This is a genomic window from Paraburkholderia sp. BR10937 (assembly GCF_040965695.1).
Taxonomy (GTDB): domain Bacteria; phylum Pseudomonadota; class Gammaproteobacteria; order Burkholderiales; family Burkholderiaceae; genus Paraburkholderia.
Window position 1 is genome coordinate 1 of sequence record NZ_JBFRCL010000082.1, and the last position, 15,730, is coordinate 15,730.

The 15,730-nt window shown below is 68.3% G+C and carries 6 protein-coding genes and 1 pseudogene; all 7 read left to right on the top strand.

Translation table 11 applies throughout. The annotated features are described in order from the left end of the window. A pseudogene (locus tag AB4Y44_RS38760) lies at window positions 1-727 on the top strand (DUF3416 domain-containing protein); the annotation flags it as partial. Further along, window positions 724-4,179: a maltose alpha-D-glucosyltransferase gene (gene treS, locus AB4Y44_RS38765; RefSeq protein WP_342918561.1), complete on the top strand. Its 3,456-nt coding sequence runs from the start codon at window positions 724-726 to the stop codon at window positions 4,177-4,179. The pseudogene AB4Y44_RS38760 and the gene treS, both read left to right, overlap by 4 nt. Beyond that, a complete protein-coding gene (glgB, locus tag AB4Y44_RS38770; RefSeq protein WP_368702460.1) occupies window positions 4,172-6,388 on the top strand; it encodes a 1,4-alpha-glucan branching protein GlgB in 2,217 nt (738 codons plus the stop codon). Before treS ends, glgB begins: the two co-directional genes overlap by 8 nt. Window positions 6,389-6,456: 68 nt before the next feature. Beyond that, window positions 6,457-8,676, top strand: coding sequence for a glycogen debranching protein GlgX (gene glgX, locus AB4Y44_RS38775; RefSeq protein WP_342918559.1), 2,220 nt, complete (start codon window positions 6,457-6,459; stop codon window positions 8,674-8,676). A 26-nt stretch (window positions 8,677-8,702) separates the two neighbouring features. Then, complete coding sequence (gene treZ, locus AB4Y44_RS38780; protein ID WP_368702461.1) at window positions 8,703-10,604, top strand: malto-oligosyltrehalose trehalohydrolase; 1,902 nt, start codon at window positions 8,703-8,705, stop codon at window positions 10,602-10,604. After that, window positions 10,601-12,844: a 4-alpha-glucanotransferase gene (malQ, locus tag AB4Y44_RS38785; protein WP_368702462.1), complete on the top strand. Its 2,244-nt coding sequence runs from the start codon at window positions 10,601-10,603 to the stop codon at window positions 12,842-12,844. Before treZ ends, malQ begins: the two co-directional genes overlap by 4 nt. Then, a complete protein-coding gene (treY, locus tag AB4Y44_RS38790; protein ID WP_368702463.1) occupies window positions 12,841-15,723 on the top strand; it encodes a malto-oligosyltrehalose synthase in 2,883 nt (960 codons plus the stop codon). Before malQ ends, treY begins: the two co-directional genes overlap by 4 nt. The last annotated feature ends 7 nt before the right edge of the window (window positions 15,724-15,730 follow it).

Genomic DNA, 15,730 nt, shown 5'->3' on the forward strand with positions numbered 1-15,730 from the left:
CCTCACGGAACTCACCCAGACCGAGGTGCGCGACTTCTATCGGCCGAACTTCTTCGTCAACACGCCCGACATCAACCCGCGCCATTTGCAGACCGGCGCGCGCTCGAGCTTCCTGATCCGCGCCGCGCTGGCCGCGACGCTCTCCGGGCTGTGGGGCGTGTATTGCGGCTTCGAACTGTGCGAAGGGCGCGCCATGCCCAATTCGGAGGAATATCTGGACTCCGAAAAGTATCAGTTGCGTGCATGGGACTGGCAGCGCCCCGGCAACATCGTCGCGGAGATCGCCGCGCTCAACCGCATCCGGCGCGCCAACCCGGCGCTGCACACGCATCTCGGCATCACGTTCCTCGATGCGCGCAACGACTCGCTGCTCTGCTTCGAGAAGGCCACGCCCGCGCGCGACAACGTGCTCGTCGTGGCGATCAATCTCGATGCCTTCAACGAGCAGGGCGCCGACTTCGAACTTTCGTGGGCGACGTTCCAGCGCTGGCACCTCGACGACCACGCCCCCCTCAATGTGATCGACGAAATGACGGGCGAGCGCTTCGAGTGGCGTGGGCGCTGGCAGCACGTGCGGCTCGACCCGCATGCGCGCCCGTTTGCGATCTGGCGCATCGAGCCCGCGAAGGGCCTGCCGCGTGAAGAACCGCTGCCTGAACACGCCGATGAGCACATCGAGGGCCATCCCGAACTGGACGCGGACTTCCCGCCCGGAGGAGCGACATGAAACGCGACCCCGCTACGCACGAGCCTGTGGCAACGAACGTGCAGACCGTCACGCGAGACTCGACCGCACACGATCCACACCAGGAGGAACGCGGCACGCAACGGCGCGGCAAGCCGTCGATTTTGTCCGACGACCCGCTCTGGTACAAGGACGCGATCATCTACCAGGTGCATGTGAAATCGTTCTTCGATGCGAACAACGATGGCGTGGGCGACTTCCCTGGCCTGCTCGCGAAGCTCGACTACATTGCGAGCCTCGGGGTCACGGCGATCTGGCTGCTGCCGTTCTATCCCTCGCCGCGCCGCGACGACGGCTACGACATCGCCGACTATCGCAACGTTCACCCGGACTACGGCCAGCTCGCCGACGTGCGCCGCTTCATTCAGGAAGCGCATGCGCGCGGCATGCGTGTGATCACCGAACTGGTCATCAACCATACCTCGGACCAGCACCCGTGGTTCCAGCGCGCGCGGCGCGCCAAGCCCGGCTCGAATCATCGCAACTACTACGTGTGGTCCGACACCGACCAGAAGTACCAGGGCACGCGCATCATCTTCATCGACACGGAGCCGTCCAACTGGACGCACGACCCGGTGGCCGGCGCGTACTACTGGCACCGCTTCTATTCACACCAGCCCGACCTGAACTTCGACAATCCGGCCGTGCTGCGCGAAGTGCTGCAGGTCATGCGCTTCTGGCTCGACATGGGCATCGACGGGCTGCGTCTGGACGCCGTGCCCTATCTCGTCGAGCGTGAAGGCACGAACAACGAGAACCTGCCCGAGACGCACGGCATTCTCAAACGCATACGCGCGGCCATCGACGAGCACTACCCGAACCGCATGCTGCTGGCCGAAGCGAACCAGTGGCCGGAAGATGTGCAGGAGTACTTCGGCAACGAAGACGAATGCCACATGGCATTCCACTTCCCGCTCATGCCGCGCCTCTACATGGCGATTGCGAGCGAGGACCGCTTCCCGATTCTCGACATCATGAAGCAGACGCCTGACTTGCTGCCGAGCTGCCAGTGGGCGATTTTCCTGCGCAATCACGACGAACTCACGCTCGAAATGGTGACGGACTCCGAGCGCGATTACCTCTGGAACACCTACGCGAGCGACCGGCGCGCGCGCCTGAACCTCGGTATTCGCCGGCGTCTCGCGCCGCTCATGGAGCGCGACCGCCGCCGCATCGAACTCATCAACTCGCTGCTGCTCTCCATGCCCGGCACGCCCGTGATCTATTACGGCGACGAACTCGGCATGGGCGACAACATTCACCTGGGCGACCGCGACGGCGTGCGCACGCCGATGCAGTGGTCGTCGGACCGCAATGGCGGCTTCTCGCGCGCCGACCCCGAACAGCTCGTACTGCCGCCGCTCATGGGCTCGCTCTACGGCTACGACGCCATCAACGTCGAAGCGCAAAGCCGCGACCCGCATTCGCTGCTCAACTGGACGCGCCGCATGCTCGCCACGCGCCGCGCCAAACAGGCGTTCGGGCGCGGCACGATCCGCTTCCTGCGGCCCGCGAACCGCAAGATTCTCGCGTACCTGCGCGAAATGCCCGACGAAGCGCCGATCCTGTGCGTGGCGAACCTGTCGCGCGCGCCGCAGGCGGTGGAACTCGATCTTTCCGAATTCGCAGGCATGTCCCCCGTCGAAATGACGGCCGACTCCGTGTTTCCGGCCATCGGGCAGTTGCCTTATCTGCTGACTTTCCCGCCCTACGGCTTCCTGTGGTTCCTCCTGAGCGCCGGCGATCAGCGGCCTTCGTGGAGCCAGCCGGCCTCCGAGCAATTGCCCGAGTTCGTGACCGTGGTGATCCGCGAAGGGCAAACCGGTGCGACGCCCGAAAACGTGCGGCTGCTCGAATCGGAAGTGCTGCCTTCGTGGCTCTCGCGTCGCCGCTGGTTCGCCTCCAAGGACAAGCCGCTGCGCGCCGTGCGCCTCGCGGCACTGACGACGATCTACGGCGCGGGCTTCGCGTTCACGGAGATCGAGGCCGAGCTGGCGGATGGCACGAGCGAGCGCTACGTCCTGCCGATCGCCATTACGTGGGGCACCGAAATCACCACGCCGCTGCACATTCAGCTCGCGCTCTCGCGCGTGCGGCGCGGCCGCACGGTGGGCTATCTCACGGATGCGTTCTCGCTGCCGTGGTTCGCCTATGGCGTGCTGCGCAAACTGCGCGAGCGCGCTACGGTGCCCACCGTGCAGCAGAGCACGATCCGCTTCGAGCCGACGGAGCGCCTCGACGAGCTCGACCTTGGCGAGACGCCGGAAGTGCGCTGGCTCGCGGCTGAGCAGAGCAACAGCTCGCTCGTGATCGCGGAAACCCTCGTGCTCAAGATCGTGCGCCGGCTGATGGCGGGCGTGCACCCCGAAGCGGAAATGAGCCGCTACCTCACGAAGCTCGGCTACGCGAACACGGCGCCGCTCTATGGCGAAGTGGTGCGCGTCGATCCCGCGGGTGTGCCGCATACGCTCATCATCGTGCAGGGTTTCATCGACAATCAGGGCAATGCGTGGGACTGGGCGCTCGACTATCAGCGCCGCACGATCGACGAACTCGCGCTCGCCGTCGACGACGACACGAGCGTCGACCAGGCGCACGAGGAGGAAGCCGTGCAGGGCTACTGCGCGGTGATCGGCGCCATCGGCAAGCGCCTGGGCGAGCTGCACGCAATGCTCTCCCAACCCAGCGACGACGAAGCCTTTGCGCCCGTTGCCGCCACACCGGACGACGTGCGCAACTGGATTGCCGACACGAAGACCATGCTCAACCAAGCACTCGACATCGTCGCGCAGCATACGGGCGAAGACGAACAAATGCTCGACGAAGACGCACGCGACCTCGCGCGCAGTCTGATCGATCGCCGCAAGGCGCTCGTCGCGAAGGTCGACGAACTCGTGCCCGACGACACGAAGGCCGCGCGCATTCGCATCCACGGCGATTTCCACCTGGGCCAGGTGCTGCTGTCCCAGGGCGACGCGTATCTGATCGACTTCGAAGGCGAGCCCGCGCGAGCGCTCGAATACCGGCGCGCCAAGGCCTCGCCGCTGCGCGACGTGGCGGGCCTGTTGCGTTCGCTCTCGTATGCGGGCGCCGCCGCGCAATCGACGCTCGAAAGCGCGCCGCAGCAAGTCGTCGATCGCAAGCGCGCCCTGTTCGAACGCTTCCGCGGCTATGCGGCCGAAGCGTTCCTGAGCCAGTACCGGGCAGCCGTGGCCGAAGGTCCGCTCACGCTCGTCAGCGCTTCGCACGAGCAGGCGCTGCTCGACCTGTTCCTGATCGAGAAGGCGGCTTACGAGATCCGCTACGAGGCGGCCAACCGCCCCACCTGGCTCGCGCTGCCGGTACGCGGTCTCGCGGCGCTGGCGGCACGCGTGCTCGGACTCACGCCCACACAGTCCACGCAATCGCATTCCGGCGGAGGTGGCCATGGTTGAACGCGCACCCCAGGCCGGCCTGAATCCTCACGACGCCGACGCACTCGCCGGCGCGCACCACTCCGATCCCTTCTCCGTGCTCGGGCTGCACTGGGTGGACGGCGCCCCCTATGTGCGCGCATGGCTGCCCAACGCCTCGGGCGCGAGCGTGGTGGCGCGCGACCGCGCCCACACGCTCGGCGAACTCTCGCTCGTGCATCCCGCAGGACTCTACGCGGGACCGCTCGCGGAGGCGGTGCCCTACCGGCTCGTGGTCGACTGGCAGGGCGTGAGCCAGGAAATCGAGGATACCTATTCATTCGGCCCGCAGCTCTCGCACGAAGCGCTGGTGCGTCTCGCAGACGGCGACCCCTACGCGGTGCTCGAATGCCTCGGCGCGCGACCCTTGACGTGCGATGGCGTGCCGGGCGTGCGCGTCGCGGTCTGGGCGCCGAACGCGAAGCGCGTCTCCGTGGTGGGCGACTTCAACGCGTGGGACGGGCGGCGTCACCCCATGCGGCTGCGCCACGAAGCCGGCGTCTGGGAGCTGTTCATTCCGCGTGTGGCGCCCGGCGCGCGCTACAAGTACGAGATACTCGGCGCGCGCGGCGCGGTCCTGCCGCTCAAGGCCGATCCCTGTGCGCTGCAGACGGAATGCCCGCCGGGCACGGCTTCGATCGTCGCGCCCGTGGAAGCGATCGACCACTACGCGTGGCGCGATCAGGAGTGGCTGCAAACGCGCGCCGAACGGCAGAACGCGCGCGCGGCCATGTCGGTCTACGAGGTCCATGCGCCTTCGTGGCTGCCCACGCAAGGCGCCGACGCCCCGGCGCCCGACTGGGGCGCGCTCGCCGAGCGCCTGATCCCCTACGCGCAGGGCATGGGCTTCACGCACATCGAATTGCTGCCCGTGGCGGAACACCCGTTTGGCGGCTCGTGGGGCTATCAGCCGCTCTCGCAGTTCGCGCCCACCGCGCGTCTTGGCGCGCCGGTGGACTTCGCGGCGTTCGTCGACCGCGCGCACGAGGCGGGGCTGGGCGTGATTCTCGACTGGGTGCCCGCGCACTTCCCGAACGACGCGCACGGTCTCGTCGATTTCGACGGCACGGCGCTCTACGAGCATGCCGACCCGCGCGAGGGCTATCACCCCGACTGGAACACGATGATCTACAACCTGGGACGCCGCGAAGTGAGCGCGTTCCTCGTCGCGTCGGGTCTTGCGTGGCTCACGCGCTATCACGTGGATGCGCTGCGCGTGGACGCGGTCGCCTCGATGCTCTACCGCGACTATTCGCGCGCGCAAGGCGAGTGGGTGCCCAACATTTATGGCGGCCGCGAGAATCTCGAATCGATTGCGTTTCTCAAGCGCCTCAATCACGAAACGCAATATGTTCCGCAACGCCCCGGCGTCATCACCATTGCCGAGGAATCCACAGCATGGCCGGGCGTCACGGCGCGCCCCGAGGATGGCGGCCTCGGCTTCCAGTTCAAGTGGAACATGGGCTGGATGCACGACACGCTGCACTACATGCACGAAGACCCCGTCTATCGCCGCTATCACCATCACCTGATGACGTTCGCGATGGTCTACGCGTGGTCCGAACGCTTCGTGCTGCCGCTATCGCACGACGAAGTGGTGCACGGCAAGGGGTCGCTGCTCGGCAAGATGCCGGGCGACCGCTGGCAGAAGTTCGCGAACCTGCGTGCGTACTTCGGCTTCATGTGGGCGCACCCCGGCAAGAAGCTGCTGTTCATGGGCGGCGAGTTCGGGCAGATGGCCGAGTTCGATCACGACGGCACGCCGCACTGGAACCTGCTCGACGACCCGCTGCACCGCGGCGTGCAAACACTCGTGCGCGACCTCAACCGTCTCTACGCAAGCGAGCCCGCGCTCTACACGCTCGACTCGGAACCCGGCGGCTTCGAATGGCTGGTTTCCGACGACAATGAAAACAGCGTGCTCGCATGGCGCCGCGTGGACGGCTCGGGCCGCGAGATCGTGGTGATCTGCAACTTCACGCCGGTGCCGCGCCACGGCTACCGCATCGGCATGCCCCAGCCGGGACAGTGGGAAGAAGCGCTCAACACCGACGCCGAAGTGTACGGCGGCTCGAACATGGGCAACGGGGGCCTCGTCACTACGGAGAGCGTGGCGAGCCACGGCAAGCCGCAGTCGGCCGCACTCGTCCTGCCGCCGCTCGGCACGCTGATCCTGCGCCTGTGCCGCTGAGCCGGCGCAGCGGCGGGATTTGATCAGGAACCCGATGCAATACGAAGAACAACAGATGGAGCATCGTCATGGCAAACGGTCCGCCTGAGCGCCTGCTGCCCGGCTCCCCCTGGCCGCTCGGGGCGACGTGGGACGGACTCGGCACCAACTTCGCCGTGTTCTCGGCCCACGCGTGGCGCATCGAGCTGTGCCTGTTCGACCCCACCGGCCGCAAGGAACGCACTCGCTACACCTTGCCCGAATGCACCGATGAGGTATGGCACGGCTATCTGCCGGGCGCGCATCCCGGCACCGTCTACGGCCTGCGCGCGCATGGGCCCTATCAGCCGCATCTCGGGCACCGCTTCAATCCGCACAAGCTGCTGCTGGACCCCTACGCGAAGCAACTCCTCGGCCAGTTCCGCTGGTCGGACACGCTCTATGGCTACCGCGCGCATTCGAACCGCGTGGACCTGTCGATCGACCGGCGCGATTCGGCACCGGCCATGCCCAAGTGCGTGGTCGTGAACGACAACTTCGACTGGTCGCGCGACCGGCGCCCCAACACGCCGTGGGGCGACACCGTCATCTACGAGGCGCATCTGCGCGGTCTTTCGATGCAGCGGTACGATTTGCGCACGCACATGCGCGGCACGTTCGCCGGGCTGGCGGCGCCACGTTTCATCGAGCATCTGCACAATCTCGGCGTGACGGCCATCGAGATCCTGCCGATGCACGCGTTTCTCTCGGAGCGCTTTCTGATCGATCGCGGACTGCGCAACTACTGGGGCTACAACTCCGCCGCGTTCTTCGCGCCCGAGCCCAGCTACCTCGTGGGCTACGACACCGACGAAATGCGCATTGCCGTGCGGCAGCTTCATGCGGCGGGTATCGAGGTCTTGCTCGACGTGGTCTACAACCACACCTGCGAAGGCGGCGAAATGGGACCCACCGTCTCGTGGCGCGGCCTCGACAACGCCAGCTACTACCGCTGCGTGCCTGGCGACGAGCGCCACTTCATCAACGACACGGGCTGCGGCAACACGCTCGACCTTTCGCATCCGCGCGTGCTGCAGATGGTCGCCGACTCGCTGCGCCACTGGGTCACCTCATACGGCATCGACGGCTTTCGCTTCGACCTCGGCGTGACGCTCGGGCGCGAACCGGCAGGCTTCGACCCGAACGGCGGCTTCTTCGACGTGCTGCGCCAGGACCCCGTGCTGTCGCAATGCAAGCTGATTTCCGAGCCGTGGGACGTGGGCCCGGGCGGCTATCAGCTTGGCAACCACCCGCCCGGCTTTTCCGAATGGAACGATCGCTTTCGCGACAGCGTGCGGCGCTACTGGCGCGGCGCGCCGGGCCAGCGCGCCGACCTCGCGGCGCGCCTGACCGGCAGCGCGGACCTGTTCGACAAACGCAAGCGCCGGCCCTGGGCGTCGATCAATTTCATCACCTCGCACGACGGCTTCACGCTCGCCGACCTCGTTTCGTACGAGCGCAAGCACAACGAAGCGAACGGCGAAGAAAACCGCGACGGCCACAATGAAAACTGGAGCGCGAACTGGGGTGTAGAAGGTCCGACCGACGACCCCGCCATCCTCGCCACGCGTGCGCGGGTGGCCCGCTCGATGATGGCCACGCTCCTCATCGCGCTCGGCACACCGATGCTGCTCGCCGGCGACGAGGCCTGCCGCACGCAACGCGGCAACAACAACGCGTACTGCCAGGACAACGACATTTCGTGGTTCGACTGGGCGCTCGCCGAAACACCCCAGGGCAAGGCCATGACGCGTTTCGCCGCGCGCGTGATCGCGCTGCGCCGCGAACATCCGCTGCTGCACGAAACGCGCTTTCTGTTCGGCGAGCGCGAACTGATGCCCGGCATGCACGACATCGACTGGTTCGACGAACGCGGCGAGCCGCTCTCGCCCGAGGCCTGGCACGACCCGGAAGCGAGCGCGTTCACCATGCGGCGCGCGGGAGCGGGACTCCACGGCCAAATGGAAGTATTGTTAATGATGCTGAACGCCTCGCAGGGCGCGGTGACGTTCGTGGCGCCCGCGCCGCACATGGCATGGGAGGTGCTGCTCGATACCGCGCGGCCCGACGCGGCGCCCTACGCGCTGCCCGACACGACGTACGAGCTGGCTGCACGTGCGCTCGCCGTACTCTGCGCCCGTCCGGCGCGTGTCGACGCGCACCGGCCAGCGGGCACGCGCGGCGACGCGCCCACGCCGGACCCGCGCCGCACGCCGGGCGCGCCCGGCTCGGGTGCGCCCGCGGGCCCGGACGAAGCCGCCGCTGGATAGGAACAGGACGCAACCAGGAATCCATCATGTCCCCGCTTTCGCACGATCCGCACACCCGCCAGTACATGCATTGCCTGCCGTTCGGCGCGCAGCTGATCGGTGCGGCGCACGCGCAGCCGCATACGCGCTTTCGCTTCTGGGCGCCGTCGTGTCAAGCGGTGCAGGTCGTGTTCGAGAACGTGAGGGACGCGCCGCCGCTCGACATGGCGCCGACCGGCAACGGCTGGTTCGAAGCACAGGCGCCGTGCGGTCCGGGCACGCTGTACCGCTACTGCCTCGACGGCCAGCAACGCGTACCCGACCCCGCATCGCGCTTCCAGCCGCAGGGGGTGCACGGGCCGAGCGAAGTGCTCGACCCGCGCGCGTACGCCTGGCAGCATGCGCACTGGCAAGGACGCCCCTGGGAAGAGACCGTGATCTACGAGCTGCACGTGGGTGCGCTGGGCGGCTATCAGGGTGTAATGAAACGTCTGCCCGCGCTCGCGGCGCTCGGCGTGACGGCCGTCGAACTCATGCCGCTCAACGACTATCCGGGTGAGCGCGGCTGGGGCTACGACGTCGTGCTGCCTTACGCGCCGCACGCAGCCTATGGCAGTCCTGACGAACTGAAAGCGCTCGTCGATGCCGCGCACGGGCTGGGGCTGCAGATGTTCATCGACGTCGTGTACAACCACTTCGGCCCCGACGGGAACTGGCTCGGCCTCTACGCCAGGCCGTTTTTCCGCCAGGACGTGAAGACGCCGTGGGGCGAAGCGCTCGACTTCGACCGCTTCGAAGTGCGCGACTTCTACTGCGACAACGCGCTCTACTGGCTCACGGAATATCGCTTCGACGGTCTGCGCATCGACGCTGCGCACGCGATCGGCAACACCGACTGGCTGCGCGAGCTGGCCGACCACGTGAAGGCGCGTGTCGAGCCCGGCCGGCATGTGCACCTCGTGCTCGAAAACGAGCATAACGAAGCCAATCTGCTCGAATCGCACTTCAGCGCGCAATGGAACGACGACGCGCATCACTGCTTTCACGTGCTGCTGACCGGCGAGTCGGAAGGCTACTATCGCGCCTTCAAGGATTCGCCCATCGGCAAGCTCGCGCGCGTGCTCGGCGAAGGCTTCGTGTACCAGGGCGACCCGTCGCCGGTGCATGCGGGCAAGCCGCGCGGCGAACCGAGCGCGCACTTGCCGCCCACTGCGTTCGTGATGTTCCTGCAGAACCACGACCAGATCGGCAACCGCGCAATGGGCGACCGGCTGCGCACGCTGGCCGACGACGACGCCCTGCGCGCGGCCACGGCAATGCTGCTGCTGTCGCCGCAGATTCCGCTGCTCTTCATGGAAGAGGAATACGGCTCGACGCAGCCGTTCCAGTTCTTCACCGCCTTCACCGGCCAGCTCGCCGATGCGGTCCGCGAAGGGCGGCGCCGCGAATTCAAGGCATTCAGCGCGTTCAACGACGAAGCGAGCCGCGCAAGCATTCCCGATCCGAACGATCTGCAGACCTTCCTGAATTCGTCGCCGCTGGCCGATGCGCCGCTCGACGGCGAACGGCTCGAATGGATGCACTTCTACAAGTCGGCGCTGTGCGTGCGGGCGCATTTGCTGATGCCGCGCCTGCGCCACGCACGCGCGCTCGGCGCGACCGTGCTCGCCGACGACGCCGCGAACGGCCTCGCCGCGCTCGTCGCGCGCTGGTGCCTCGACGATGGCGAAACGCTCACGATCGCGCTGAACCTGGGCCGCGACGGCGTGCTGCTCGAGCCACGGCCCGAGGGTATGGTGATCTTCGAAACGCCACCGCGGGCGCGCGACCATGCCGACAATGGCGTGTTGCCGGAGAGCGCGTGCATTGCATGGCTCACCGGCGATGTCCCCGAGTATTCGAGCGAACACGACGCGCGCGTCGTGCATCGCGAGGAGCCCAACGCATGAGCACGGCGCGCCGCGGCGAAACGCTCGCGACCCTTGCCGCCCGCGCGGGCTTCGAGGTCGAATGGACCGACGCGCACGGCACCGTGCAGCGCGTGCCCGACAGCACGCTCGCTGCCCTGCTGGAATGCGCGGGCCTGCCTTGCGCCAACGCCACGCAAATCCGCCAGAGCACCTCCGCGCTCAACGCGGAACAGTCGGCGCGGCGACTGCCGCCACTCATCACCGCCGAATACGACAGCGCGATCGAGCTGCCGCCTTCGGCCGTACGCGCGGGCAGTCACTATCGGATCGACCTCGAAAGCGGCGAGCATATCGAGGGCCGCTTCACCTCGCCGCGCGGCGAGAGCGCGCTGCTCGCGCCGCTCGCTGAGCCGGGCTACCACACGCTCACCGTCAACGATCATCGCCTGACGATTGCGGTCGCGCCGCCGCACTGCCACACCGTCGCCGACGCCTGGCGCGCACGGCACGGCGACAGCAGCGCGGTGCCGCCGCTGTGGGGCCTCGCTGCGCAATTGTATGGACTCCGACACAACGGCGACGGCGGCATCGGCGACTACACCGCGCTCGCCACGCTTGCCGCGGAAAGCGCGCGGCGCGGCGCGCAGGCGCTCGCGGTGAGCCCGACCCATGCGATGTTCAGCGCCGAGCCGGGCCACTTCAGCCCCTATTCGCCGTCATCGCGCCTGTGGGTCAATGTCGCGCATATCGACCCCGCCGCGGAATTCGGCGCCAAGGCCGCGCACGACGCGAGCGTGGCCGCGAATGCGCTCGACGCGTGGCGCGAACTCGAAGCCGCGCCGCTCGTGGAGTGGCAGCGTGCGTTGCCGCTCAAGCTCAAGGTGCTGCGCGCGCTGTTCGAGCGCTTCGACGCGGAAGGGCGCGCGAGCGGCTCGCCGCGTGCCGCCGCCTTCGCCGCGTTCTGCGCGCAGGGCGGCGAGGCGCTCGAAGACCACGCGCGTTTCGAGGCGCTGCAGGAAGCCATGCTGCATGGCCCCGGCGGCGAGCGCCACTGGCGCGACTGGCCCGAACCGCTGCGCGACCCGCGCAGCGCCGACGTGGCGACATTCGCGCAGGAACACCGGCGCGAAGTCGACTTTCACCGCTTTCTGCAATGGCTCGCGGCGCTCGGGCTCGCGGGCGCGCAGCGCAGTGCGCACGAGGCCGGCATGGCGATCGGCCTCGTCGCCGATCTCGCCGTGGGCTGCGACGGCGCAGGCTCGCACGCGTGGTCGCTGCAGCAGGACATGCTGCAACGCGTCTCCGTCGGCGCGCCGCCCGACATCTTCAACCAGGCCGGGCAAAGCTGGGGCCTCACGACGTTCTCGCCGCGCGCCATGCACACCAACGGCTTTCGCGCGTTCATCGACATGCTGCGTGCGGCCTTCGCCCATGCGGGCGGCGTGCGCATCGACCATATCCTCGGGCTGCGCAGGCTCTGGCTCGTGCCCGAAGGCGAAAGCGCGCGCCACGGCGCGTATCTGCGCTACCCGTTCGACGACCTCGTGCGGCTCATCGCGCTCGAATCGTGGCGGCATCGCGCGATCGTGATCGGCGAAGACCTCGGCACCGTGCCGCCAGGGCTGCGCGAGCGGCTCGCCGCGCACGGGCTATATGGCATTCGCGTGCTGTGGTTCGAGCACGACGGCAAGGGCTTTCTCGCGCCCGCGCGCTGGGACCCGCACGGCATCGCGACGACCACCACGCACGATCTGCCGACCGTCGCGGGCTGGTGGAGCGGCGCGGATATCGACTGGCGCAACCGCATCGGCCAGACGCTCCCGCGTGCCGACGGGCGTGACCCCGTCGCGCTCGACCACGCGCGGCGCGCGACGGATCGCGTCGCGCTCTGGCATGCGCTGCAGCACAGCGGGCTTGCGGCGCGCGCCACCGAACCGCCGCCCACCGACGAGCCGCCCGTGAATGCCGCGCTCGCCTACGTCGCGACAACGCGCAGCCCGCTCGTCACCTGCCCGCTCGAAGACCTGCTCGCGTTGTCCGACCAGCCGAATCTGCCCGGCTCGATCGACGAGCATCCGAACTGGCGCCGCCGCCTGCCACTGCCCGTCGAGACGCTGTTCGCCGATCCGGCCGTCGCCGCGCGCGTCGAAGCCGTCGTACGCGCACGCGAGGCCGTCGCGCGCACGCAGGCCGACGCGAGCGCCGGTGCAGGCGCGAGCGACGCCAACCCAACCGCCAGCCCGGCGCCAGGTGCGACCGAAAAGAAGCCGACGCCATGACACACCCTCGCGCGACGCTGCGCCTGCAGCTCCATCACGGCTTCACGTTCGTCGACGCGCTCGCGCAGCTCGACTACTTCGCCGCGCTCGGCGTGAGCCATCTCTACCTGTCTCCCGTCACGACCGCGCAGCCCGGCTCGATGCACGGCTACGACACCGTCGACTACGGCACGGTGAGTGCGGAGCTGGGCGGCGAAGGCGCGCTGCGCCGCTTCGCCGCGAAAGTGCACGAGCGCGGCATGGGCATCATCGCCGACTTCGTGCCGAATCACATGGGCGTGGGCGGCGGCCACAACGCCTGGTGGCTGGACATCCTCGAATGGGGCCGTCACAGCGCGTATGCGCGCCACTTCGACGTGGACTGGCACTCGCCCGACCCCGCCCTGCGCGGCAAGGTGCTGATGCCATTTCTCGGCGCACAGTACGGCGAAGAACTCGCCGCGGGCCGCATCGAGCTGAAGTTCGACCCCGCCGCCGCGCGCTTTTACGTGCAGTACGGACCGCACGTGTGCCCGATCTGCCCGACCGATTACGCGACGCTCCTGCAGTCCGCGAACCGCGCCGATCTCAACACGCTCGCCGGACCATTCCAGGGCCTCACGACCCAGCCCGACGACCAGGCGCGCGCCAGCGCCGGTCGCGACGCGCTGCGCGCGTTCGTCGAGCGGGTCGGCACGGATCCCATCGACTTCGTTCTGGAATCCTATGCAAGCGGCGACCCGGTTCCGCGCGAGCGCCTGCACCGCCTGCTGGAGCGCCAGCACTTCCGGCTCGCGTGGTGGCGCACGGCCACCGACGAGATCAACTGGCGGCGCTTCTTCGACATCACCGCGCTCGCCGGCGTGCGTGTGGAACGCCACGACGTGTTCGAGGCCGTGCACAAGCTCGTGTTTCGCCTCTACGCCGACGGCGTGATCGACGGCCTGCGCATCGACCATATCGACGGGCTCGCGGACCCGCGCGAGTACTGCGAGCGTCTGCGGCAGCGGCTCGCCGCGCTGCGTGCCACGCCGCCCTTCATCGTGGTCGAGAAGATCCTCGCGCAAGGCGAAGCGCTGCGGGACGACTGGCCCGTGCAAGGCACGACCGGCTACGACTTCATGAACGACGTAGGCGCCTTGCTGCACGATCCTGCAGGCGCAGCGCCGCTCGCCGAGGCGTGGGCCGCCATCTCCGGCGACGACCGGCCGTTCGCAGCCTACGCGCTCGACGCGCGCCGCGAGATGCTGGCCGCCTATCTGCCTGCGGAACTCGACCACGTGACGCGCGCGCTGCACCGCATCGCGCGCGAGCTTCCGGGCACGCGCGACACCACCTATGCGTCGGTGCACCGCGTAGCCGCGCATCTGGCCATGTACTTCCCGATCTACCGGATCTATCCGGCGAACGGCTTGCGCAGCGCGCTCGACAACCGTTATTTCGACGTTGCGCTCGACGCCGCGCGACGCGCACTGCCGCGCGCAAGCCTCGCGGCGCTCGACCTCGTCGATGGCTGGCTAGGCGGGCGCACGCCCGAACCGGCCGCGAACAACGCCAGCAGCGGCAGCGGCAACAGTGGAGGCAGCGGCGCCAGGACGCCACGCGCCGCGCCAGCCGGCGCGAACGCGAGTGCGAGCGCCAACCCTGCGAATACGCCGCTGAGCCACGCGCTCATCGCGCAACGCACGGCGCTCGCACTGTTCTCGCAACTCACCGCGCCGCTCGCGGCGAAGGCCACGGAGGACACGGCGCTCTATCGCTACGGCCGCCTGCTCTCGCGTAACGAAGTGGGCGCGGATCCCGACGATTTCGCGCGCACGCCCCACAACTTTCATGCGACGAACCGGCTGCGCCAGCGGCGTCCTTATGGGCTGCTCGCCACGGCCACGCACGACCACAAGCGCGGCGAGGACGTGCGCGCGCGGCTTGCCGTATTAAGCGAGATTGCGCTCGACTGGAGCGCGACGCTGCGCGCCTGGTCGACGCTGAACCAGACGCATCGCCGCAACGACGGGACCGCCGGCGCGGCGTGGTCGCCGGGCCCGGCAGCCGAGGCGATGCTGTATCAAACGCTGGTGGGCTGCTGGCCGCCCGAACTGGACCCGGGCGACGAAGCGGGCGTGCGTGCGCTGGCGGAGCGCGTCTCGACGTGGCTGCTCAAGGCGTTGCGCGAAGCGAAGCTGCGCACGAACTGGCTTTCGCCCGACGAGACCTATGAATCGGACTGCCAGGCATTCATCTTCGATATCCTCGCGCCGCAACGGCGCGACGGCTTCCTGCAGGCGCTGGCCGAATTCGTCGCGCGTGTGGCACCCGCCGGGGCACTCAATACGCTGCTGCAGACAGTGCTGCGGCTGACCTCGCCGGGCGTGCCCGACCTCTATCAGGGCACCGAGCTATGGGACTTCAGCCTCGTCGATCCGGATAACCGGCGGCCCGTCGATTACGCCGCCCGCGCGGCCGCACTCGATGAGCAGGCGCCCGCCGCGAAGCTGAAGGACTGGCGCAACGCGCAGGTGAAGCTGGCCACCGTGCACCGTCTGCTCGCGCTGCGCTCGCGCGCGCCCGAACTGCTGCGCGAAGGCGACTACCTACCGCTCACGGTGAGCGGCGCGCAGGCCTCGCATGTGATCGCGTTCGCGCGCCATCACGGCAACGCGTGGGCCATTGTGATCGGCACACGCCTCGCGGCGGGCTTGCTGGATGACGACATCCCGCTCGTCGCGCCCGAACGCTGGGAAGATACGACCGTCGAGTTGCCCAAAGGGTGCCCGCAAGCCACGCTGCACGACTGGCTCAGCGACGCCACGCACACGGTGCGCGAAGGCGGCTCGTTCGCACTGCACGACATCCTGGGCGCGATGCCCGTAGCGGTGCTCGCCACACTCACGCGCAGCTAGGCGGCAC